Origin of the sequence: Pseudomonas sp. 20P_3.2_Bac5, assembly GCF_025466035.1 — a bacterium.
In the GTDB taxonomy this organism is placed as follows: Bacteria; Pseudomonadota; Gammaproteobacteria; order Pseudomonadales; family Pseudomonadaceae; genus Aquipseudomonas.
The window spans coordinates 83388-106220 of sequence record NZ_JANLOA010000137.1; the positions used below are offsets into that span (position 1 = coordinate 83388).

Annotated in this window: 26 protein-coding genes; 15 read left to right on the forward strand and 11 right to left on the reverse strand. The window is 62.1% G+C overall.

All coding sequences use genetic code 11. The features are described from left to right. Positions 1-84 precede the first annotated feature (84 nt). From NTD88_RS28015 to tldD, 3 genes are read left to right on the forward strand one after another with little or no spacing between them, the layout of a single operon-like run. Complete coding sequence (locus NTD88_RS28015; RefSeq protein WP_262153730.1) at positions 85-3897, forward strand: YhdP family protein; 3813 nt, start codon at positions 85-87, stop codon at positions 3895-3897. A gap of 9 nt (positions 3898-3906) precedes the next feature. Continuing rightward, positions 3907-4758 (forward strand): carbon-nitrogen hydrolase family protein, encoded by an 852-nt coding sequence (locus NTD88_RS28020; protein WP_262153732.1) that lies wholly within the window; start codon positions 3907-3909, stop codon positions 4756-4758. A gap of 2 nt (positions 4759-4760) precedes the next feature. Beyond that, the gene (tldD, locus tag NTD88_RS28025; RefSeq protein WP_262128673.1) at positions 4761-6200 is read left to right on the forward strand and encodes a metalloprotease TldD; all 1440 of its coding nucleotides are present in this window, start codon (positions 4761-4763) and stop codon (positions 6198-6200) included. A 42-nt stretch (positions 6201-6242) separates the two neighbouring features. Here tldD and yjgA read toward each other — a convergent pair whose 3' ends face one another. Further along, a complete protein-coding gene (gene yjgA, locus NTD88_RS28030; RefSeq protein ID WP_095159598.1) occupies positions 6243-6764 on the reverse strand; it encodes a ribosome biogenesis factor YjgA in 522 nt (173 codons plus the stop codon). A 109-nt stretch (positions 6765-6873) separates the two neighbouring features. Here yjgA and pmbA point away from each other — a divergent pair, with 109 nt between their 5' ends. From pmbA to NTD88_RS28060, 6 genes are all read left to right on the forward strand, one after another. Then, entirely contained in the window at positions 6874-8220 is a 1347-nt protein-coding gene (pmbA, locus tag NTD88_RS28035; protein ID WP_095159599.1) for a metalloprotease PmbA, read from the forward strand. Between the two features lie 132 nt (positions 8221-8352). Next, positions 8353-8754, forward strand: coding sequence for a FagA protein (locus tag NTD88_RS28040; protein ID WP_095159625.1), 402 nt, complete (start codon positions 8353-8355; stop codon positions 8752-8754). Then, a complete protein-coding gene (locus NTD88_RS28045) occupies positions 8747-10123 on the forward strand; it encodes a class II fumarate hydratase (RefSeq protein ID WP_262153733.1) in 1377 nt (458 codons plus the stop codon). The genes NTD88_RS28040 and NTD88_RS28045 overlap by 8 nt, the downstream gene beginning before the upstream one ends. A gap of 27 nt (positions 10124-10150) precedes the next feature. After that, positions 10151-10612 carry a tetratricopeptide repeat protein gene (locus NTD88_RS28050; protein WP_095159601.1) on the forward strand — a complete coding sequence of 154 codons (462 nt, stop codon included), beginning with the start codon at positions 10151-10153 and terminating at the stop codon, positions 10610-10612. Beyond that, positions 10613-11224 (forward strand): superoxide dismutase, encoded by a 612-nt coding sequence (locus NTD88_RS28055; protein ID WP_095159602.1) that lies wholly within the window; start codon positions 10613-10615, stop codon positions 11222-11224. Between the two features lie 11 nt (positions 11225-11235). Continuing rightward, positions 11236-12129 (forward strand): ZIP family metal transporter, encoded by an 894-nt coding sequence (locus NTD88_RS28060; protein ID WP_095159603.1) that lies wholly within the window; start codon positions 11236-11238, stop codon positions 12127-12129. A gap of 9 nt (positions 12130-12138) precedes the next feature. Here NTD88_RS28060 and NTD88_RS28065 read toward each other — a convergent pair whose 3' ends face one another. The 10 genes from NTD88_RS28065 to NTD88_RS28110 form a co-directional block, all read right to left on the reverse strand. Further along, complete coding sequence (locus tag NTD88_RS28065; protein WP_095159604.1) at positions 12139-12411, reverse strand: HPr family phosphocarrier protein; 273 nt, start codon at positions 12409-12411, stop codon at positions 12139-12141. Positions 12412-12431: 20 nt separating this feature from the next. Beyond that, on the reverse strand, positions 12432-13286 hold the full coding sequence (rapZ, locus tag NTD88_RS28070) for an RNase adapter RapZ (protein ID WP_095159605.1): 855 nt from the start codon (positions 13284-13286) through the stop codon (positions 12432-12434). 2 nt (positions 13287-13288) lie between these two features. Then, complete coding sequence (gene ptsN / locus NTD88_RS28075; RefSeq protein ID WP_095159606.1) at positions 13289-13753, reverse strand: PTS IIA-like nitrogen regulatory protein PtsN; 465 nt, start codon at positions 13751-13753, stop codon at positions 13289-13291. Between the two features lie 12 nt (positions 13754-13765). After that, the gene (hpf, locus tag NTD88_RS28080) at positions 13766-14074 is read right to left on the reverse strand and encodes a ribosome hibernation-promoting factor, HPF/YfiA family (protein ID WP_095159607.1); all 309 of its coding nucleotides are present in this window, start codon (positions 14072-14074) and stop codon (positions 13766-13768) included. Positions 14075-14155: 81 nt separating this feature from the next. Beyond that, positions 14156-15649 (reverse strand): RNA polymerase factor sigma-54, encoded by a 1494-nt coding sequence (locus NTD88_RS28085; protein WP_095159608.1) that lies wholly within the window; start codon positions 15647-15649, stop codon positions 14156-14158. A gap of 177 nt (positions 15650-15826) precedes the next feature. Then, positions 15827-16552 carry an LPS export ABC transporter ATP-binding protein gene (lptB, locus tag NTD88_RS28090; protein WP_262153734.1) on the reverse strand — a complete coding sequence of 242 codons (726 nt, stop codon included), beginning with the start codon at positions 16550-16552 and terminating at the stop codon, positions 15827-15829. Continuing rightward, positions 16552-17076: a lipopolysaccharide transport periplasmic protein LptA gene (gene lptA / locus NTD88_RS28095; RefSeq protein WP_095159610.1), complete on the reverse strand. Its 525-nt coding sequence runs from the start codon at positions 17074-17076 to the stop codon at positions 16552-16554. Before lptA ends, lptB begins: the two co-directional genes overlap by 1 nt. Then, a complete protein-coding gene (gene lptC / locus NTD88_RS28100) occupies positions 17063-17635 on the reverse strand; it encodes an LPS export ABC transporter periplasmic protein LptC (RefSeq protein WP_095159611.1) in 573 nt (190 codons plus the stop codon). Before lptC ends, lptA begins: the two co-directional genes overlap by 14 nt. Positions 17636-17643: 8 nt before the next feature. Further along, positions 17644-18165 carry a KdsC family phosphatase gene (locus NTD88_RS28105; protein WP_177454494.1) on the reverse strand — a complete coding sequence of 174 codons (522 nt, stop codon included), beginning with the start codon at positions 18163-18165 and terminating at the stop codon, positions 17644-17646. Then, a complete protein-coding gene (locus NTD88_RS28110) occupies positions 18165-19139 on the reverse strand; it encodes a KpsF/GutQ family sugar-phosphate isomerase (RefSeq protein WP_095159613.1) in 975 nt (324 codons plus the stop codon). Before NTD88_RS28110 ends, NTD88_RS28105 begins: the two co-directional genes overlap by 1 nt. 291 nt (positions 19140-19430) lie before the next feature. Between NTD88_RS28110 and NTD88_RS28115 the strand changes: the two genes are divergently transcribed. The 6 genes from NTD88_RS28115 to NTD88_RS28140 all read left to right on the forward strand — a co-directional run bounded on the left by NTD88_RS28115 (position 19431) and on the right by NTD88_RS28140 (position 22822). After that, the gene (locus NTD88_RS28115; protein WP_095159614.1) at positions 19431-20240 is read left to right on the forward strand and encodes an ATP-binding cassette domain-containing protein; all 810 of its coding nucleotides are present in this window, start codon (positions 19431-19433) and stop codon (positions 20238-20240) included. Beyond that, a complete protein-coding gene (mlaE, locus tag NTD88_RS28120; protein ID WP_095159615.1) occupies positions 20241-21038 on the forward strand; it encodes a lipid asymmetry maintenance ABC transporter permease subunit MlaE in 798 nt (265 codons plus the stop codon). Beyond that, positions 21038-21505, forward strand: a complete 468-nt coding sequence (gene mlaD, locus NTD88_RS28125; protein ID WP_095159616.1) for an outer membrane lipid asymmetry maintenance protein MlaD — start codon at positions 21038-21040, stop codon at positions 21503-21505. The genes mlaE and mlaD overlap by 1 nt, the downstream gene beginning before the upstream one ends. Positions 21506-21514: 9 nt before the next feature. After that, the gene (locus NTD88_RS28130; protein WP_095159617.1) at positions 21515-22165 is read left to right on the forward strand and encodes a phospholipid-binding protein MlaC; all 651 of its coding nucleotides are present in this window, start codon (positions 21515-21517) and stop codon (positions 22163-22165) included. Further along, on the forward strand, positions 22162-22467 hold the full coding sequence (locus NTD88_RS28135) for a lipid asymmetry maintenance protein MlaB (protein WP_262153735.1): 306 nt from the start codon (positions 22162-22164) through the stop codon (positions 22465-22467). Before NTD88_RS28130 ends, NTD88_RS28135 begins: the two co-directional genes overlap by 4 nt. Before the next feature lie 115 nt (positions 22468-22582). Then, positions 22583-22822, forward strand: coding sequence for a BolA family protein (locus NTD88_RS28140; protein WP_095159619.1), 240 nt, complete (start codon positions 22583-22585; stop codon positions 22820-22822). The last annotated feature ends 11 nt before the right edge of the window (positions 22823-22833 follow it).

Here is a 22833-nt window from a genome sequence, read left to right on the forward strand (position 1 = left end):
CTCTGATTTCACGCTGGTTTCTTTTGTGCTGGCAAACCCGGTACGTCGGGCCATAGTTATGGGACGACTCGGGGGGCCACTGGCATGGAGCGTCTGATCCGCGTTCTTGCTGCACTGACCCGCTGGGGCCTGGGTGCCTGTGCGTTGCTGGCGGTGCTGGTTGCACTCTATGTCAGCCTCGGCCGCGAGCTGATTCCGCTGGTTGCCGAATACCGCAGTGAAGCCGAGGGCAAGGCCGAGGCTGCCCTCGGCATGCCCGTGCACATTGGCGCGCTGGAAGGGCGCTGGAGTGGTCTGGCGCCGATTCTGGTGGTACATGACGTCCAAGTGGGTGAGGGCAACTCGGCCCTGCGTCTGGATGCAGTGAAGGTGGTGCCCGACCTGTGGTCCAGCCTGACCCGGCGTGAGTTGCGCCTTGCCCGTGTCGAACTCGGCGGCCTGCAACTGAACCTGCATGAAAACGAAGACGGTCGCTGGTCGCTCAAGGGCCTGCCGGTCCAGGACGACGCGCCGCTCGACGTCGAGCAACTGCTGCAGCGCATGCAGATGGTCTCGAAAATCTCGGTGCTCGACAGCCAGGTAACGCTGGAACCCATCGATCACGACCCCATGACCCTGACCTATGTCGGCCTCAGCCTGCAGACCGGCAGTGTGCGCCAACGTCTTGATGCCCGCATGACCTTGCCGGATGGTCAGCCGATGGCGCTGCGTCTGGATAGCCGCGTCCGTCCGGCGAAATGGCGCGAAGGTGAAGTCGATGCCTACCTGAGCCTGCCGCAGAGCGACTGGGCCAAGTGGTTGCCGGCCCGCCTGCTCGGCCAGTGGCAGGCGCCCGAAGTGCGTGCCGGTGGTGAGCTGTGGATCGGCTGGGGCAAAGGGCAGTTGCAGAGCGCAACGCTGCGCCTGAACGCCCCTCAAGTGCGCGCGGCTTACGCAGAACGCAAGCCGGTCACCGTGGAAAACCTGGCACTCAATGCCTGGCTGCGCCGCAGCGAACAAGGCGTGAAGGTGACCGTCGATTCCCTGGCCATGAACCTCGGCAAGACGCGTTGGGAATCCCATCTGCAAATCAACCAGACCGCCGCGGGTGCGGACGGTGAGTTGTGGGAAATCCAGGCCGACCGTCTTGACCTCACTCCACTCACGCCAGTGATTCAGGCCCTCGGCCCGTTGCCGACCGCCGGCATGGCGGTGGTCGACGGGCTGAAAGTGACGGGTGGCCTGCGCAATGTTCGCCTGGAAGTCCGCCCTGAAGCCGAGGGCGATCGCCGCTTCAGCTTCGCCGCAAACCTCGACCGCGTCGGCTTCGACGCCTACCACGGCGCGCCGGCGGCGGGGAATGTCAGCGGCAGCATCAGTGGTGACCTCGGCCACGGCGAACTGCGCCTGGATACCGATAAATTCATGCTGCATCTGGTGCCGATCTTCGCCGACCCCTGGCACTACCTCAAAGCCAATGCCCTGCTGACCTGGAAGCTCGACAAGGAAAGCTTCACCCTGATCGCGCCCTATCTCAAGGTGCTCGGCGAAGAAGGCAAGATTGCTGGCGATTTCCTGATTCGGCTGTTTTTCGAAGATGCCAGTGAAGACTACATGGACTTGCGGGTCGGTCTGGTCGATGGCGACGGTCGCTACACGCCCAAATACCTGCCGGAAGTCCTCAGCCCGTCGGTGGACCACTGGCTGCGCACGGCGATCCTCAAGGGCGCCGTGGACGAAGGCTATTTCCAGTACCAAGGCTCGTTGAGCCACGGTGCGCCTGACCATTCGCGCAATATCAGCCTGTTCTTCAAGGTGCGCGACGCCACCCTGGACTTCCAGCCCGGCTGGCCGCAGGTCAGCAAGGTGGACGGTGATGTGTTCATCGATGACCACGGTGTGCGGATCAAGGCCAGCGCCGGACAACTGCTCGACACCCGGGTGAGCAATGTCGTGGTCGACATCCCCCATGTGGCGGAGGGTGAACACAGCCACCTGTACCTGGATGGCGATTTCGACGGAGGCCTGGGCGATGGCGTGAAGATTCTCCAGGAGGCGCCTATCGGCACCGGCGCGACGTTCGCCGGCTGGGAAGGCGAGGGTGACCTGAAAGGCTCCGTCAAACTCGACATTCCGCTGACCCACGATGTGGCGCCGAAGGTGGTCGTGGACTTCCGCACCGATAAAGCCCGCCTGAAACTTGCCGAGCCAGCCCTTGAACTGACCCAGCTCAAGGGTGATTTCCGCTTCGACCTGGACGCCGGCTTGAGCGGCAAGAACATCACCGCCAAGGCGTTCGACAAGCCGATCACCGCGCAGATTTTCGCCGAGGGCAAGCCCGGGCAACTGCAGACCCGTATCACCGCCAAGGGGCAGATTGCCCTGAAGTCGCTGACCGACTGGCTGAAGTTCAGCCAGCCTCTGCCGCTTTCCGGTGAGTTGCCCTATCAGTTGCAGGTGTCGCTGGGCAGTCGCGACAACCTGTTGAGCGTCGATTCGAACCTCAAGGGCTTGACCATCGACCTGCCAGCGCCGTTCGGCAAGGCCGCCAACGACACGCGTGACAGCCAGTTCCGCATGACCCTGCAAGGCCCGGAGCAGCGCTTTGATGCGACCTACACCGATCTGGCCAACATGGTCTACGCGGCGCCTGCCGGGAAACTGGACCAGGGGCGCGGCGAGTTGGCGCTGGGGGCCGGTAACAGCCAGTTGCCGACTGCTCAGGGACTGCGGATCAAAGGCACGGTCAGTGAAGTGGATGTCGAGGCCTGGCAAAAGCAACTGGCCAGCCTGGCCGGCGATGATCCGGGCACCAGTGCGCGGCAGTTTCTGCGGGGTGTGGACCTGAGCATCGGCAAGCTCAAGGTCTACAGCTTCGATCTCAACCAGGCCGTGGTGCGCCTGGACCGCAACAGCGACAACTGGGCGCTGCGCCTGGACAGCAAGGAAGTCATCGGCAATGCGCGGGTTCCCGATGCCAAGGCCGCGCCGATCGCCGTCAACCTGCAAACCCTGCACTTGCCTGCCGCCGACCCGGCCGAGGAGACCGCGCCGGATGCCCCGGACCCGCTGGCAACAGTGGACCCGCGCAAGATCCCGGCCCTGGATCTGAGCATCGCCAAGCTGTTCCGGGGTGACGATCTGCTGGGCAGTTGGTCGCTCAAGCTGCGCCCCACCAGCAAAGGCGTGGCAATCAACGATCTCGATCTGAACCTCAAGGGCCTGATGGTCGATGGTTCTGCGGGCTGGGAAGGCGTCCCGGGCGCCAGCAGCAGTTGGTACAAAGGCCGCCTGGAAGGTGCCGACCTGGGCGATGTGCTCAAGGCCTGGGACTTTGCCCCAACGGTCACCAGCCGCGACTTCCATATGGATGTCGACGGGCGCTGGCAAGGTTCGCCGGCCTGGGTCAGCCTCAAGCGGTTCTCCGGCAGCATGGATGCGAGCCTGCGTAACGGCCAGTTCGTCGAAGTCGATGCCAGTGCCCAGGCGCTGCGGGTGTTTGGTTTGCTCAACTTCAACTCGATCGGCCGGCGTTTGCGCCTGGACTTCTCCGACCTGCTCGGCAAGGGGCTGAGCTATGACCGGGTCAAGGGTGTGCTGGTGGCCAGCGAAGGCGTGTACGTCACCCGCAGCCCCATTGCCATGACCGGCCCGTCCAGCAACTTCGAGCTGGAGGGCACGCTGGATATGGTTCGCGACCGCATTGATGCCAACCTCATGGTGACCCTGCCGGTGACCAACAATCTGCCGCTGGCCGCGTTGATCGTCGGGGCGCCGGCCATTGGTGGCGCGCTGTTTCTGGTGGATCGGTTGCTGGGTGACCGGGTCGCGCGTTATGCCAGCGTCCACTATCGGGTCGAAGGTCCGGTGAAAGAGCCTAAAATGACCTTCGTCAAACCCTTTGAAAAATCCAATTAAGGCCCGGACATGACCTTCGCCGTCATTCAGATGATCAGTCAGGACGATATCGCCGCCAACCTGGCCCGCGCTCGCGCTCTGTTGGAACAGGCCGCTGCCGGTGGTGCGCGGCTCGCGGTGCTGCCGGAAAACTTCGCCGCCATGGGCCGCCGCGACAGCGCGGCGATCGGCCGGGCCGAAGCGCGGGGCGAAGGACCGATCCTGCCGTGGTTGAAACAGACCGCCCGCGACCTCAGGTTATGGGTTGTGGCGGGCACCTTGCCGCTGCCGCCCGTCGACCAGCCCGAGGCCAAAGCCCATGCCTGCTCCCTGCTGGTGGACGAGCACGGCGAGCTGGTTGCCCGCTACGACAAGCTTCATCTGTTCGATGTGGATGTGGCCGACAACCGTGGCCGCTATCGTGAGTCGGACGACTACGCCCATGGCGCGCACGTGGTGGTGGCAGATACGCCGGTCGGCAAAGTGGGCCTGAGCGTTTGTTACGACCTGCGTTTTCCCGAGCTTTACAGCGCGCTGCGCGAGGCGGGTGCGGAACTGATTACTGCGCCGGCGGCGTTCACCGCGGTGACCGGCGCGGCGCACTGGGAAGTGCTGATCCGGGCGCGAGCGATCGAAACCCAGTGTTATGTGCTGGCCGCCGCCCAGGGAGGCGTCCATCCAGGCCCGCGTGAAACCCACGGACAGGCGGCGATCGTCGATCCTTGGGGGCGAATCCTCGCCGAACAGGCCCGCGGTGAAGCGGTGCTGCTGGCGACACGCGACAGTATTGAACAAGCGTCCATCAGGGCGCGGATGCCGGTGGCCTTGCACCGGCGCTTTTTCTCGCGGGACGCAGTGCGGCCCGCGTACCTCTCGGAGTGACTATGAGCGAGTTGTTAACACGCGTCAGCGAGCAACTGCTGGCCCCCGGCGACCTGACCCTCGACAGCCTGCAATCGGTGCTGGGCGAGTTGGCCGGGCCGGGTATCGACGCCGCCGACCTGTACTTCCAGGGCCAGATTTCGGAGTCCTGGGCGCTGGAAGACGGCATCGTCAAGGAAGGCAGCTTCAACCTCGACCAGGGTGTGGGCGTACGTGCTCAGTCCGGGGAGAAAACCGGTTTTGCCTACAGCAACGCAATCAATCTCGAAGCCCTGACCTCCGCCGCCCGCGCCGCCCGCTCCATTTCCCGGGCCGGGCAGAATGGCACGGTCCAGGCCTTCAAGAGCCAAGACGTCACCGCGCTCTACGCGCCGGACAATCCGCTCGAAGTAATGAGCCGGGCAGAGAAAGTCGAGCTGCTCAAGCGCGTCGACGCCGCCACGCGTGCGCTGGACCCGCGTATTCAACAGGTCAGCGTGAGTATGGCCGGGGTCTGGGAGCGCATCCTGATCGCCGCCGCTGACGGCAGCCTCGCCGCGGACATCCGTCCGCTGGTGCGTTTCAACGTCAGCGTCATCGTCGAACAGAATGGTCGTCGCGAGCGCGGTGGCCACGGTGGTGGCGGTCGCACCGATTACCGCTATTTCACCGACGATCGGGTCATGGGCTTCGCCCGCGAAGCGCTGCGCCAGGCGCTGGTCAATCTGGAAGCCGTCCCGGCGCCAGCAGGCACCTTGCCTGTGGTGCTGGGCTCGGGCTGGTCCGGCGTGCTGCTGCACGAAGCGGTCGGCCATGGCCTGGAAGGCGACTTCAACCGCAAGGGCAGCTCGGCCTACAGCGGCCGGCTGGGCGAGATGGTCGCGTCGAGCCTCTGCACCATCGTTGACGACGGCACCCTGGAAGGGCGCCGCGGTTCGCTGAGCGTCGATGACGAAGGCGTTCCGACCGAATGCACCACGCTGATCGAGAACGGCAAGCTGGTCGGCTACATGCAGGACAAGCTCAACGCCCGTCTGATGGGCATGGCAGTGACCGGCAACGGCCGGCGCGAATCCTACGCCCATCTGCCGATGCCGCGCATGACCAACACCTACATGCGCGCCGGCGAGAGTGACCCGGCGGAGATCATCGCTTCGGTCAAGCGCGGCCTTTACTGCGCCAACCTCGGCGGTGGCCAGGTGGATATCACCAGTGGCAAGTTCGTGTTCTCCACCAGCGAGGCCTACCTGATCGAAGACGGCAAGATCACCACGCCGGTCAAGGGCGCGACGCTGATCGGCAACGGGCCGGAAGCGATGAGCCGGGTGTCGATGGTCGGCACCGACCTGTCGTTGGACAGTGGCGTAGGAACGTGTGGGAAAGATGGTCAGTCGGTGCCGGTTGGCGTGGGCCAGCCGACCCTGAAGATCGATGCGATCACCGTGGGTGGCACGGGCGCATAAAGATGAAACCGGGCGGGCAGGGCGCCGGCCCGGTGGCGGAACTCAGCGCAGGCCGCGCTGAACTTCGTCGAGTTCGCGAATGTATTTGAAGATCTTGCGCGAGGCGGATGGCGCCTTGTTCGTCTTCTGCTCGTGCTGGGCCTGGCGGATGAACGAACGCAGTTGCTGGCGATCGGCTTCCGGGAACTCCTGGACGAATTTTTCCAGGACCTCGTCGGTGCCCTCGATCAGCCGGTCACGCCAGCGCTCGAGGTTGTGGAAGCGCTCGTTGTACTGGCGGGTGGAGGCGTCGAGCTGCTCAAGCAGTGCGTTGATGGCATCGATGTCCTGGTCACGCATCAGCTTGCCGATGAACGACCGGTGGCGCCTCTTGGCCTCGTTTGCCGTGTGCTTCTTGTGCTCTTCGAGAGCCCTGCGCAATTCATCGGTCAGAGGCAGTTTGGCCAGGGTGTCGGGCTTGAGCGTGGTGAGGCGCTCGCCCATATCGACCAGCGCCTGCATCTCGCGCTTGATCTGGGTTTTGCTTTTTTCGCCTTCGTCGAAGGCATCGTAAGAATCAACCATGGGGGGCAGTCCGCTGAGAAACGCCGCCATGATAACCAGTCGGGGGCCGCTTGTCCGGCCCGGTCGCTCGATGACCCTCGCCGAACGCCGTATTTGAGTGGAGAAAACCATGAGTGCAGTCCAGAGCGTAGGTCCGCAAGCCCTGCCGGCCTTGCAGGAGCAGGTCGAGCAGATCATCGCCGAAGCGAAGCGCCAGGGCGCCAGTGCCTGTGAAGTGGCGGTATCGCTGGAGCAGGGGCTATCGACCTCGGTACGTCAGCGTGAAGTGGAAACGGTGGAATTCAACCGTGACCAGGGTTTCGGCATCACCCTCTACGTCGGCCAGCGCAAAGGCTCGGCCAGCACCTCGGCCAGCGGCAGCGAGGCGATTCGCGAGACGGTCGCCGCAGCCTTGGCCATCGCCAAACACACTTCTGAAGATGATTGCTCGGGGCTGGCCGATCCGGCGCTGATGGCCCGCGATCTCCAGGACTTCGACCTCTATCACGCCTGGGATATCACCCCCGAGCAGGCCATCGAAAAGGCGCTGGCCTGCGAGGCCGCCGCCTTCGACGCCGATGCGCGAATCAAGAACGCTGATGGCACCACCCTCAATACCCATCAGGGTTGCCGGGTCTACGGCAACAGCCACGGTTTCATCGGCGGTTACGCCTCGACCCGCCACAGCCTGAGTTGCGTGATGATCGCCGAAGGCGACGGGCAGATGCAGCGTGACTACTGGTACGACGTCAATCGCCAGGGCGAATTGCTCGCCGATCCACGCAGCATCGGTCAGCGTGCGGCCCAGCGCGCGGCCAGCCGCCTGGGTGCGCGACCGGTGCCGACTTGCGAAGTGCCGGTGCTGTTCTCCGCAGAACTGGCCGGTGGTCTGTTCGGCAGCTTCCTCTCGGCGATTTCTGGCGGCAACCTTTACCGCAAGTCGTCGTTCCTCGAAGGTACCCTCGGCCAGCAGTTGTTCCCGAGCTGGTTGACCCTCGACGAGCGTCCGCACCTGCCTCGCGCACTGGGCAGCGCCGCGTTCGACGGTGACGGTCTGGCGACCTACGCCAAGCCGTTCGTCGAAAATGGCCAGTTGGTGTCCTACGTGCTCGGCACCTACTCAGGTCGCAAACTGGGCCTGCCCAGCACCGCCAACGCGGGCGGCGTGCACAACCTGTTCGTCACCCACGGCGTCGAGGACCAGGCCGCCCTGATCCGCCGCATGGGTCGCGGGTTGCTGGTAACCGAGTTGATGGGGCATGGCCTGAACATGGTGACCGGTGATTATTCCCGTGGTGCAGCGGGTTACTGGGTGGAAAACGGCGAGATTCAGTTCGCCGTTCAGGAGGTGACGATCGCCGGCAATATGAAAGACATGTTCCAGCAGATTGTCGCCATCGGCAGTGATCTTGAAACCCGTAGCAACATCCACACCGGCTCGATTCTGATCGAGCGCATGACCGTCGCGGGAAGCTGATTTTACTCACACGGTCTGTTCACCAACGGTGATTCTGAAAGCCCGGCCTCTGCGCCGGGTTTTTTGTTTCTGCAGAAACGCGCTTGAACTGATTCTATTTATCAATTAATAATGAATATCATTACGATGGTGATGATATTCATGAAATCCGTCCTCCACGAATTGCCCTACCTCGAAAACTGGCGCTGGCTGAGCCGGCGTATCCGCTGTGCGCTCGAGCCCGACGAGCCGCGCGTGATCGAACACTATCTGGCTGAAGGTCGCTATCTGGTCTGTTGTACCGATACCTCGGCCTGGACCGTGGCCCTCACTTCTTTCCGTCTTCTGCTCGATACCGCCTGCGACCGCATGTTGCCGTGGCATTGGCGCTGCCTGTGTCTCGACCAGGCGTGGCGACCGTTGCTGCAACTGCGCAAGCTCGATGGCGGCGAGCACGGCCAGCGTTGGCAGCCGCTGGCCCTGCAACTGGCGAATTGCACGCTGTTGCCTTCGATTTCTTCCGCTGAACTGATGCAAGGACTTGATGATGAGTAATACCCGTATCGAGCGTGACAGCATGGGTGAACTGCAGGTGCCGGCCGAGGCCCTGTACGGCGCCCAGACCCAGCGCGCGGTCAACAACTTCCCGATCAGCCAGCAACGCATGCCGGCGCAGTTCATTCGCGCACTGCTGCTGGCCAAGGCCGCCGCAGCCAAGGCCAACATCCAGCTCGAGCAAGTGAGCCGGGAGCAGGGCGAGGCGATCGTCGCGGCGGTCGAGCAACTGCTCGCCGGCGACTTCATGCAGCACTTCCCGGTGGATGTGTTCCAGACCGGTTCCGGCACCAGCTCCAACATGAACGCCAACGAAGTGATCGCGACCATCGCCAGCCGCGTGCTGGGCGACACGGTCAACCCGAACGATCACGTCAACTGCGGCCAGAGCAGCAACGACATCATTCCGACCACCATCCACGTCAGTGCCGCGCTGGCGTTGCACGAGCAACTGCTGCCGGCGCTGAACCATCTGGTCAAGGTAATCGAGGCCAAGGCCGAGCAGGTTCATCCGTTCGTCAAGACCGGCCGTACTCACCTGATGGACGCCATGCCGGTGCGCATGAGCCAGGTGCTCGGCGGCTGGGCGCAGCAGATCAAGGCCAGCATCGGCCATCTGCAGGATGTTTTGCCGAGCCTGCAGGCCCTGGCGCAAGGCGGTACGGCTGTCGGCACCGGGATCAACGCGCACCCCGAGTTCTCTGGCCTGTTCGCCAAGCAACTGAGCGGCTTGACCCAGGTCGAGTTCGTGCCAGGTGAAAACCTGTTCGCCCTGATCGGCTCCCAGGACACCGCGGTGGCGGCGTCCGGTCAGCTCAAGGTCACTGCGGTGGCGCTGATGAAGATCGCCAACGACCTGCGCTGGATGAACTCCGGTCCGCTGGCCGGCCTCGGCGAGATCGAGCTGGAAGGTCTGCAGCCGGGCTCTTCGATCATGCCGGGCAAGGTCAATCCGGTGATTCCGGAAGCCACGGCGATGGTCGCCGCCCAGGTCATCGGCAACGACGCCACCATCGCTGTTGCCGGTCAGTCCGGCAACTTCGAGCTGAACGTGATGCTGCCGGTCATTGCCCTGAACCTGCTCAGCAGCATCGAGCTGATGGCCAATGCCAGCCGCCTGCTGGCTGACAAGGCGATCGGCACCTTCAAGGTCAACGAGCCCAAGCTCAAGGAAGCGCTGTCGCGCAACCCGATCCTGGTCACCGCGCTGAACCCGATCATCGGCTACCAGAAGGCCGCTGAAATCGCCAAGACCGCTTACAAACAAGGGCGTCCGGTCATTGACGTCGCGCTGGAACATACCGAGCTGTCGCGTACCCAGCTGGAAGTCCTGCTGGATCCGGAAAAGCTCACCGCCGGCGGCATCTGACGCCGTTCACTGCTTTGGAGGTTTGCCATGCAGCATTGGAAACGCACCACGGAAATCGCCAACCGCCTGTTCAATCAGGGCGATCTGGTCGATGCCCGCGAGCTGTACTTGCAGGCCCTGGCCCTGGCCCAGGTGCTCTTCGAACGCTGGCATGACGCCGACGAAGCAGTGGCCGCCTGTGTGATCTCGCATCACAACCTGGCAGACCTTCATCTGCGTCTGAAACAGCCGCAGGAAAGCGCCGAGTATCTCTGTGCGATCCATCAGCGGCTGCTGGGCGCCAGCCAGGACATGCGCCTGTCGCAGAGCCTGCGCGAAGCTGCCCTGCGCCAGAGCGGAAAGACCTACACCGAACTGCTGAGTTTCATCAGCGAATACGGCCAGTATCCGCGCACCGAGCGCCTGCTTTATCGGCAGGAACCGCAGCCCGGCGTGCTGGCTGGTCAGGACCCCGTGACCCCACGAGCCTTCCAACAAGGAATTCACTAAATGCCTTACACCTTGCCTGCATTGCCTTACGCCTACGATGCGCTGGAACCGCACATCGACACCCAGACCATGCAGATCCACCACACCAAGCACCATCAGACCTACATCAACAACCTCAACGCCGCTGTTGATGGCACGGAGTGGGCTGAGTGGCCGGTGGAAAAACTGGTGGCTGCGGTCAAGCAACTGCCGCAAAACCTGCAGGCGGCGGTCATCAACCAGGGTGGCGGGCATGCCAACCATTCGCTGTTCTGGACCGTGATGTCGCCGACCGGTGGCGGCGTGCCACAAGACAGCGTAGCCAAGGCCATCGATGAGCAGCTAGGTGGTTTTGATGCCTTCAAGGATGCGTTCACCAAGGCGGCGCTGACCCGCTTCGGCAGCGGCTGGGCGTGGTTGAGCGTGACCCCCGAGAAGAAACTGGTCGTGGAAAGCAGCGGCAACCAGGACAGCCCGCTGATGAACGGCAATACGCCGATCCTCGGCCTGGACGTCTGGGAGCACGCCTACTACCTGCTGTACCAGAACCGTCGTCCGGAATACATCAACGCCTTTTACAACGTGGTCGACTGGGCCGAAGTTGAACGGCGTTACGTTGCTGCCCTGGCGTGAGTGACAGACGGATGCGTTCGGATGTCTTGTCCATAGGCAGTGTGCGCTTGTTCCGTCTGGCCCTGGGTACCTTGCTGCTGTTGGTTGGCACGGCGCTGCTGGTCGTCAAGGGCATTGCCTGGCTCGATCTGGAGCCGCGCATGTTGCGGGCGCTGGAAGGCGGAGCGCTGTGTGCATTGGGCACGGCGCTTGGCGCGGTACCGGTGCTGGTGATTCGCAATATGCCCGTGGCGCTGGCCGATACCCTTCTGGGGTTCGGTGCTGGCGTCATGCTGGCTGCCACAGCGTTCTCGCTGATCATTCCGGGGCTCGACGCTGCTCAGGCGGTAGGCTTCGGCAAGTGGGGCGCGGGTGGTCTGATCAGTTTCGGGCTGCTGTTCGGCGCGTTGTGCCTGTACCTCGTTGATCTCAAGGTTTCCGGGGTCTCGCCTGATGCGCTGGTAGCGTCGAGTACTCAGCCGGTGGTGCCTGCGCGGATCTGGGTGTTCGTGATCGCGATCATTGCCCACAACATTCCGGAAGGCATGGCCATCGGCGTTTCTGCTGGCGGCGGCATGCCGGATGCGGACAGCCTGGCGATGGGCATTGCCCTGCAGGACGTGCCGGAAGGCCTGGTGATTGCGTTGGTGCTGGCGGGAGCCGGGATGGCGCGATTCAAGGCGTTCCTGATCGGTGCGGCATCCGGGCTGGTGGAGCCGGCGGCGGCACTGTTGTGCGCCTGGCTGGTGAAAGTGGCTGAACTGCTGCTACCGCTGGGCCTGGCCTTTGCGGCCGGGGCCATGTTGTTGGTAGTGACCCAGGAGATCATTCCCGAGTCACGGGCCAACGGGCATCATCGCCTGGCCAGTCTGGGGCTGTGTATCGGCTTCTGCCTGATGATGGTGATGGATACCGCGCTGTCCTGACAGCGCGGTTTACTCGCCTTCGTCGAACCGGTTGTTGATCAACTCGATCAGCGCGCCCAGCGCCGTTTCGCCATCTTCCCCTTCGGTGAGCAAATGCACCTTGGTGCCTTTGCCCGCCGCCAGCATCATGACCGCCATGATGCTCTTGCCATCGACCAGCTTGTCGGGGGCGCGCCCAATCTTCACGGTTGAGGAATACTTGCCCGCCACGCCAACGAACTTGGCTGCTGCACGGGCATGCAGCCCCAGCTTGTTGATGATCTCGATTTCGGTTGCGGGCATCGCGGGAGGGATCCTGTGGACTAGAGGTCGCGGTGGCGGACCTGAACGTTCTTCAATATGGGTTGCAGCAACTGCCCCAGTCGTTCGGTCAGGTAGACCGAGCGATGGTGGCCGCCAGTGCAGCCAATGGCAATGGTGACATAGGCGCGATTGCTGGCGGCGAAGCGGGGCAGCCATTTGAGCAGGTAGGAGGAGATGTCCTGGAACATTTCCTCCACATCCGGCTGCGCAGCCAGATAGTCGATGACCGGCTGATCCTGCCCGGAGTGCTCGCGCAGTTCGGGTTTCCAATAAGGGTTCGGCAGGCAGCGAACGTCGAACACCACGTCGGCATCGACCGGCATGCCGCGCTTGAAGCCAAAGGACTCGATCAGGAACGCGGTGCCCGGCTCAGGTTGGTTGAGCAGGCGAAGCTTGATCGAGTCACGCAGTTGATAGAGGTTGAGGCTGGTGGTGTCGATCTTCAGGTCGGCGAGATCGGCAATCGGGCTCAGCAACTCGCTTTCGACCCGGATTGCCTCGGCCAGCGAGCGGTCCTGGTTGGTCAGCGGGTGGCGTCGACGGGTCTCCGAAAAACGCTTGAGCAGGGTTTCTTCATCGGCGTCGAGATACAGCACATCGCACTGGATATGGCGCGCACGCGCGTCGTCCAGCAGTTCCGGAAAGCGTGTCAGGTGGCTCGGCAGGTTGCGCGCGTCGATGGACACCGCGACCCGCGGCTGCAGCAATTCGGTATTGATCAGGGCGCTTTCCGCCAACTGCGGGAGCAGGCCGGCGGGGAGGTTGTCGATGCAGTAGAAGCCGTTGTCCTCAAGAACGTCGAGGGCGGTGCTCTTGCCCGAGCCGGATCGGCCGCTGACGATGACGAGGCGCATGCTCAGGGCTCGTTCTGCACGTCCAGGACGACCTGGTACAGGGCGGTACTGCTGTTGGCCGCACGAAGCCGGTCGCGGACATCCTTGCGATCGAGCATGCTGGCAATCTGGCGCAACAGTTCAAGGTGGGCGTCGGTGGCAGCCTCGGGCACCAGCAGAACGAACAGCAGGTCTACCGGGGCGCCATCGATGGCGTCGAAATCTATGGGGGCATCCAGGTGAAGCAATGCGCTGACAGGGCTTGCACAGCCCTTGAGGCGGCAATGGGGAATGGCGATGCCATTGCCAAATCCTGTCGACCCGAGTTTTTCTCGGGCAATCAGGGCTTCATAAACGGTCTGGCCGTCCAGATCAGGAACTTCTTTCCCGATCAGGTTGCCGATCTGTTCAAGTGCGCGCTTTTTACTGCCACCCGGCACGTTCACGAGGGAACGGCCGGGGGTCAGGATGGATTCAAGTCGGATCATGGATGAGGGGGATCAGCGTGCAGCCGTACCTTGCAGCAGGCTTTGCTGTTTTTCCTTGTGTTTTTTCAGTTGACGGTCGAGCTTGTCGGCCAAGGAGTCGATCGCGGCATACATGTCTGCATCTTCGGCGTTTGCTACCACTTCACCACCGGGAATCTGCAGGGTGGCCTCCACTTTCTGCTGGAGTTTCTCGACCTTCATGATCACCTGCACATTGGTGATCTTGTCGAAATGACTTGCTACACGCTTGAGCTTCTGCTCGACATAGTCGCGCAGCGGCGGAGTGACTTCTACATGATGTCCACTGATGTTGACTTGCATACTGCTTCTCCTTTGTTGCCGTGCATAAAGAGGCAGGTGTTGCGCCTGCCACTGAATTGCGATGGCACACCTCAGGGAAGGTCACATCAATCGCTTGCGCTCACTCGACGGTGCGATGCCGAGGGATTCGCGGTACTTGGCGACGGTGCGACGTGCTACCTGGATGCCTTGTGCCTCCAGTAAACCAGCGATCTTGCTGTCACTCAATGGCTTTTTCTGATTTTCCGCGGCAACCAGTTTTTTGATGATTGCGCGGATCGCTGTGGACGAGCATTCACCGCCTTCGGAGGTGCTGACGTGGCTGGAGAAAAAGTACTTCAGCTCATAGATTCCGCGGGGCGTGTGCATGTATTTCTGCGTGGTGACCCGGGAAATCGTCGATTCGTGCATGCCCACTGCTTCAGCGATGTCGTGCAGTACCAGCGGTTTCATCGCCTCGTCGCCATGGTCGAGGAAGCCGCGCTGGTGTTCGACGATCTGGGTCGCCACCTTCATCAGCGTCTCGTTGCGGCTTTGCAGGCTTTTGATGAACCAGCGGGCTTCTTGCAGCTGGTTGCGCATGAAGGTGTTGTCGGCGCTGGTGTCGGCGCGGCGTACGAAGCCGGCATATTGCGGGTTGACCCTCAGGCGCGGTACCGCTTCCTGGTTCAGCTCCACCAGCCAGCGATCGCTGTCCTTGCGCACGATCACGTCGGGAACCACGTATTCGGGTTCGCTCGACTCGATCTGCGAGCCAGGGCGTGGATTCAGGCTCTGGACCAGTTCGATCACCTGGCGCAGCTCGTCTTCCTTGAGCTTCATGCGGCGCATCAACTGGCTGTAGTCGCGGCTGCCGAGCAGGTCGATGTAATCGCTGACCAGCCGCTTGGCCTCGGCCATCCACGGTGTGTTGGCGGGCAGTTGGCGCAATTGCAGCAACAGGCATTCGCCCAGGTTGCGTGCGCCGATACCGGCGGGTTCGAACTGCTGGATGCGGTGCAGGACGGCTTCGATCTCGTCCAGTTCGATATCCAGTTCAGGGTCGAAGGATTCGCAGACTTCTTCCAGCGTCTCGTCGAGGTAGCCCTGGTTGTTGATGCAGTCGATCAGGGTTACAGCGATCAGTCGGTCGGTGTCCGACATCGGTGCCAGGTTCAACTGCCAGAGCAGGTGGCTTTGCAGGCTCTCGCCGGCCGATGTGCGGGTGGTGAAGTCCCACTCGTCATCGTCGTTGCTGGGCAGGCTGCTGGCGCTGGTCTGGTAGATGTCTTCCCAGGCGGTATCGACCGGAAGTTCGTTGGGGATGCGCTCGTTCCATTCGCCTTCTTCGAGGTTTTCCACAGTCGGCGCGGATTGCTCGAAGCTGCTCTCCTGGGACTCGGCAACAGGCTTGGACTCGGCGTTGTCGGCCATCGGATCGCTGTTGTCGAAGTCTTCGCCTTCTTCCTGGCGCTCGAGCATCGGGTTGGACTCCAGGGCTTCCTGGATTTCCTGCTGCAGATCCAGTGTGGAGAGCTGGAGCAAACGGATAGCCTGTTGCAACTGCGGGGTCATCGTCAGTTGCTGGCCCATTCTTAGGACGAGCGATGGTTTCATGGCTGGGGCTTAACACCTTATTCGCCGGCGCGCATGCGCCATCAACTACAGGGGCGCGCGGGCGCCAATTCTAAGCAAGATATATGCCTGAAACTGTAGCGTTTGCCTAGAGCGCTGTAACAATTAAGCCGCAATCGTGGCTGAATCGCAGCGCTCGGACCACTCCGATACGCGAGCCTACAGACGGAACTCGTGGCCCAGGTACACCTCTTTGACGAGCTGGTTGGCCAGGATGGTTTCCGAGTCGCCTTCGGCGATCAGTTGGCCATCGTTGACGATGTAAGCGGTTTCACAGATATCCAGCGTTTCACGGACGTTGTGGTCAGTGATCAGAACGCCAATGCCCTTGGCTTTCAGGTGGTGGATGATCTGCTTGATGTCGCCGACCGAGATCGGGTCGACACCGGCGAAGGGTTCATCGAGCAGGATGAACTTCGGTGCGGTAGCCAGGGCGCGGGCAATTTCCACGCGACGACGCTCGCCGCCGGACAGGCTCATGCCGAGGTTGTCGCGGATGTGGCTGATGTGGAATTCCTGCAGCAGGCTTTCCAGCTCCTTGCGGCGCCCTTCGCGATCCAGTTCGTTGCGGGTCTCCAGGATCGCCATGATGTTGTCGGCCACCGACAGCTTGCGGAAGATCGAGGCTTCCTGGGGCAGGTAGCCGATGCCGGCGCGTGCGCGGCCGTGCATTGGCTGGTGGCTGACGTCCAGATCGTCGATCAGCACGCGGCCCTGATCGGCCTGGACCAGGCCGACGATCATGTAGAAACAGGTGGTCTTGCCGGCGCCGTTAGGGCCGAGCAGGCCGACGATCTGTCCGCTGTCGATCGACAGGCTGACGTCACGCACGACTTGTCGGCTCTTGTAGCTCTTGGCCAGGTGCTGGGCTTTAAGGGTTGCCATTACTCGGCCTTCTTCTTCGGCTGGATCACCATGTCGATACGCGGACGTGGCGTCGAAACCTTGCCGCCGCGACCGGCGGTGGCGACCTGGGTCTTGGTGTTGTAGACGATCTTCTCGCCTTCGGTCGTGTTGCCTGCGTTGACGACCTTGGCCTGGTCAGTCAGCACTACCAGGTCTTTTTGTGCCTGGTACTGGATCTGCTTGGCGTAGCCTTGCATCTTGTCCGGCTTGGCGGCGTCCTGCTGCTGTTCGAAATAGGCCAGGGTGCCCACCGACGTCACCACATCGATGTCGCCGTTTGGCGCACGAGTCAGGGTCACCGTGTTGCCTTTGATCATCATCGAACCTTGAGTGATGATCACGTCACCACGGTAGGTGGCGATACCTTGCTTGTCGTCCAGTTGGGCGTCGTCGGCCTGGATGCGAATGGGTTGATCGCGGTCGTTAGGCAGGGCCCAGACACTCGCGCTTCCCAGTGCTGCGCTCAGGCTGAGCAAAAAGGGGAGGGTTTTAACGAGCCTCATACTGTCCTCTTACGTTGGACAGCAGGTCCATCCTGCCGTCTTTCAAATACGCTTTCATTCCCTTGCCCGTAGTCACGCCACCGGCGCCGTCGATTCTAACGTCTTGCTCGGTTTGCGCATATTGCTTCTGCGGGAATACCGTCATGCGGCTGGAGGTAATGATGGTTGTGCGGTTCTGGTCGTCGGTGCGGGCAACCCGAACCGAGTCGATCAATTCGACTTCAGTGCCGTCCGGGTTGACCTCGCCACGAGCACTCTGCACGTGCCATGGGTAGGCCGTGCCGCGATACATCTGCAGGTCGGGCGTGGTCAGCAACGTGACTTCGCTGGCCTTGAGGTGCTCGACCTTGTCCGCGGTCATTTCGTATTGCAGCTTGCCGTCAGGCAGGTACTGCACGCTGTGGGCGTTGATCGCATAGTAGTCGATAGCGCTTTCGTCGACCTGGGCAACGGGCTGGTCGAGGAAGCTCTCCGGACCGATATTCCAGTAGCCGACCGCTGCGAGCAGCGCGGCCATCACGCTGAACAGCGCGATATTGCGGATTTTCTTGCTGAACATGGCTGGCTCTACAGGTAATGGGCGTTTGCCGCTTCCAGGTTGCCCTGGGCTTGCAGGATCAGTTCGCAGAATTCGCGAGCCGCACCTTCACCGCCGCGGGCCTGGGTAACGCCGTGGGCGTGTTCGCGCACGAATGCGGCGGCATTGGCGACCGCCATGCCCAGGCCGACGCGGCGAATCACCGGCAGGTCGGGCAGGTCGTCGCCCAGGTAGGCGACCTCTTCATAGCTTAGGCCGAGCTGGCCGAGAAGTTCGTCCAGCACCACCAGTTTGTCCTCGCGGCCCTGATACAGGTGCGGGATGCCGAGGTTCTTCGCGCGGCGTTCGACCACCGGGGTCTTGCGGCCGCTGATGATCGCGGTGGTCACGCCCGAGTTCATCAGCATCTTTATGCCTTGGCCGTCGAGGGTATTGAAGGTCTTGAATTCGCTGCCGTCTTCGAGGAAGTACAGGCGACCATCAGTCAGTACGCCATCCACGTCGAAAACGGCCAGCTTGATGGCCTTGCCACGTTGCAACAGGGTATTCATCACATCACTCCGGCGCGCAGCAGGTCGTGCATGTTCAGGGCTCCGACCGGACGGTCGGCCTTGTCGACCACTACCAGTGCGCTGATCTTGTGGTCTTCCATGATCTTCAGGGCCTCGGCGGCGAGCATGTCGGCGCGGGCGGTCTTGCCGTGGACGGTCATGACCTCTTCGATCAGGGTCTTGTGTACGTCTATATTGCGATCCAGGCTGCGGCGCAGGTCGCCGTCAGTGAAGATTCCGGCCAGGCTGCCATCCGCTTCGGTCACGACGGTCATGCCCAAACCTTTGCGGGACATTTCAAGGAGCGCGTCCTTGAGCAGCGTGCCGCGTTGAACCTCAGGCAGTTCGTCGCCGGCGTGCATCACGTTCTCGACCTTGAGCAGCAGGCGGCGACCCAGTGCGCCACCCGGATGGGAGAAGGCGAAGTCTTCGGCAGTGAAACCGCGGGCCTCGAGCAGGGCGATGGCCAGGGCGTCGCCCAGCACCAGCGCCGCGGTGGTCGAGGAGGTTGGCGCCAGGTTGAGCGGGCAGGCTTCCTGGGCGACGCGGGCGTCGAGGTTGACCTCGGCGGCCTTGGCCAATGGCGATTCAGGGTTGCCGGTGAGGCTGATGAGCTTGATGCCCAGGCGCTTGATCAGCGGCAACAGGGTAACGATTTCGGCGGTGGAGCCGGAATTGGACAGCGCCAGGATGATGTCGTCCCGGGTGATCATGCCCATGTCGCCGTGGCTCGCCTCGGCGGGGTGGACGAAAAATGCCGTGGTCCCGGTACTGGCCAGGGTCGCGGCAATCTTGTTGCCGATGTGGCCGGATTTGCCCATGCCCACCACCACAACGCGGCCCTTGCTCCCCAGGATCAGTTCGCAAGCCTTCACGAAGTCGGCGTCGATATGGGCCAGCAGGCCTTCTACCGCTTCGATTTCGTAGCGGATGGTGCGCTGTGCGGATTGGATCAGGTCGGTGGATTGGCTCATGTCGGAAATCGGGTTGCCTGATGAAAAGGCCGGGATTATAGCGGGAATGCACGAAAGCCTCACCTGCGGATTACCCGGCGTACGCCTGTTTGAGCGATTTGTCGCGTGCAGGTTCCACACCAGAATGGCGCGTGATGGCCTGTACAGGGCCTGAACAGGCATCGCGATGGCCTTGGGAAGGGCCTGCCAGCGATGCTATAGTTCGCCACCAGTTCGGCCCGCTCGATACTTGCGTGCCTCCATGAAGGAGGCGTGCGTCTGAGTGACGTGGCTGCATCGCAAGGAGTCTAGATGAGCGTTGATAACGCCTACGCGGTCGAGTTGAAGGGTGTGACCTTCAAACGCGGCTCGCGCAGCATCTTCAATAATGTCGACATACGCATTCCCAAGGGCAAGGTCACCGGAATCATGGGGCCTTCGGGGTGTGGCAAGACCACGCTGCTGCGTCTGATGGGCGCGCAACTGCGGCCCGCCAGCGGCGAAGTCTGGGTCGCGGGGCAGAACCTGCCGACCCTGTCGCGCAGTGACCTGTTCGACGCCCGCAAGCACATGGGCGTGCTGTTCCAGAGTGGCGCGCTGTTCACTGACCTTGACGTGTTCGAGAACGTCGCATTCCCGCTGCGCGTCCATACCAAGCTGTCCGAGGAAATGATCCGCGACATCGTCCTGATGAAACTTCAGGCGGTGGGGCTGCGCGGCGCCATCGAGCTGATGCCGGACGAGCTGTCTGGTGGCATGAAGCGCCGTGTCGCGCTGGCGCGGGCGATTGCGCTGGATCCGCAGATCCTCATGTATGACGAGCCATTCGTCGGTCAGGACCCGATCGCCATGGGCGTGCTGGTGCGCCTGATCCGCCTGCTCAACGACGCCCTGGGTATCACCAGCATCGTGGTCTCCCACGATCTGGCGGAAACCGCGAGCATCGCCGACTACATTTATGTCGTGGGTGATGGTCAGGTACTCGGCCAGGGCACGCCCGAGGAACTGATGAACTCGGACAACCCGCGCATTCGCCAATTCATGAAAGGTGACCCCGACGGGCCGGTGCCTTTCCATTTTCCTGCGCCAGACTACCGCGCCGATCTCCTGGGGAAGCGTTAGATGCGCAGAAAATCCTTACTCGAACGTATCCGCCGTTTTGGCCGTTCGGCCATCGACGTGGTCGCGGTCATGGGGCGTTCCTGCCTGTTCCTGCTGCACGCCCTCGTGGGGCGCGGCGGTATCGGCGGTGGTTTCCAGTTGCTGGTTCGCCAGTTGTACTCCGTTGGCGTGATGTCGCTGGCGATCATCGTGGTTTCCGGTGTGTTCATTGGCATGGTGCTGTCGCTGCAAGGCTTCAGCATCCTGGCCAAGTACGGCTCGGAGCAGGCCGTGGGGCAGATGGTCGCCCTCACGCTGCTGCGTGAACTCGGGCCGGTGGTGACTGCCTTGCTGTTTGCCGGACGTGCCGGTTCGGCGCTGACTGCCGAGATTGGCAACATGAAGTCCACCGAGCAGCTTTCCAGCCTGGAAATGATCGGCGTGGACCCGCTCAAGTACATCGTCGCGCCACGCTTGTGGGCCGGTTTCATTTCCCTGCCGCTGCTGGCGATGATCTTCAGCGTCGTCGGGATCTGGGGCGGTTCGTGGGTCGCGGTGGACTGGCTGGGCGTTTATGAAGGCTCGTTCTGGTCGAATATGCAGAACAGCGTGTCCTTCACCGACGACGTGCTCAATGGCGTTATCAAGAGCGTCGTATTTGCCTTCGTCGTTACCTGGATTGCCGTATTCCAAGGCTATGACTGTGAGCCCACTTCAGAGGGGATCAGTCGAGCCACCACCAGAACCGTGGTCTATGCCTCGTTGGCAGTCCTGGGACTGGACTTTATTCTGACCGCCTTGATGTTTGGAGATTTCTGATGCAAAACCGCACCCTGGAAATCGGTGTCGGCCTGTTCCTCCTGGCCGGGATCCTGGCGCTGCTCCTGCTGGCCCTGCGTGTCAGCGGCCTGTCCGCCAGCCCCAGCAGCGATACGTATAAACTTTATGCAAATTTCGACAATATCGCCGGTTTGACTGTCAGAGCAAAAGTGACCATGGCCGGTGTGACCATCGGCAAGGTCACGGCCATCGATCTGGACCGCGATACCTATACCGGTCGGGTGACCCTGCAACTGGAAAAAAGCGTAGACAACCTGCCTACCGACTCCACTGCATCGATCCTGACCGCCGGGCTGCTCGGCGAGAAGTACATTGGCATCAGCGTCGGCGGGGAAGAAGCCGTGCTCAAGGACGGCGGTGTCATTCATGACACTCAGTCGGCGCTGGTACTGGAAGATCTGATTGGCAAGTTCCTGCTCAATACCGTAGGCAAAGAAGCTAAATAAGGAGTTTCCATGATTTCCATCCTGCGACGCGGCTTGCTGGTGTTGCTGGCGGCCATGCCACTGCTGGCCGTTGCGGCGACCCAGTCGCCCAAAGAAGTGATCCAGACCACCACCACGCAATTGTTGTCCGACCTCAAGGCCAACAAGGAGCAGTACAAGACCAATCCTGGTGCGTTCTACGAGGCACTGAATGCCAACCTGGGTCCGGTGGTGGATGCCGACGGCATCTCGAAAAGCATCATGACCGTCAAGTACTCGCGCAAGGCGACCCCGGAGCAGATGCAGCGCTTCCAGGAAAACTTCAAGCGCAGCCTGATGCAGTTCTATGGCAATGCCTTGCTGGAGTACAACAACCAGGGCATCACCGTCGGCAACGAGAAAAACGACGGCGACGGGCGCGCCAGCGTCGATATGACGGTCAAGGGCAACAATGGCGCCGTCTATCCGGTGTCCTACACCCTGACCCTGCTCAACGGCGAATGGAAAGTGCGTAACGTCATCGTCAACGGCATCAACATCGGCAAGCTGTTCCGCGATCAGTTCGCCGATGCCATGAGCCGCAATGGCAACGACCTGGACAAGACCATCGACGGCTGGGCTGGCGAAGTTGCCAAGGCCAAGGAAGCCACTGCGGACGCGGCGGAGAAGCAGGCGCAATGAGTGGCGGCACGGTGCAATTGGCCGAACCGGGCGTATTGAGCCTGGCCGGCACCCTCGATTACCGGTCCGGCCCGGTCCTGCGCGAGCAGGGCAAGGCGCTGATTGCATCGAGCCCGTCCAGCCAGTTGGTGCTCGATTGCACCGCTGTCGAGCGCTCCAGCAGTGTCGGACTGTCGTTGTTGCTGGGCTTCATGCGTGATGCCCAGGCGACCGGAAAGCAGTTTGAAGTCCGCGGCATGCCCCACGGCATGCGGGAAATCGCTGAAGTCTACGGTCTGGACGAGCTGCTGACGCTGCAGTGACGACCACGCGAATCGTGGCCCCTCTGTCAGAGTCCTCGCTTACGGGGTTCGCAGGCGAGGGGCTTTTTTGTATGATGGCCGACCCGCGCGCACAGGGCGCCGATCGAGGTTGAGCATGCAGGCCGTAGAAGTTAAGAACTTCCTTGAAGAAAAGTTGCCGGACACCCGGGTCGAAGTTGAAGGCGAAGGCTGCAACTTCCAATTGAACGTAATCAGCGACGAGCTGGCGGCATTGAGCCCGGTCAAGCGTCAGCAGCAGATCTATGCTCACCTTAACCCGTGGATCACCGATGGCAGCATCCACGCGGTCACCATGAAATTTTTCAGCAGCGCAGCTTGGGCTGAGCGCACCTGAGCCACCTGTGG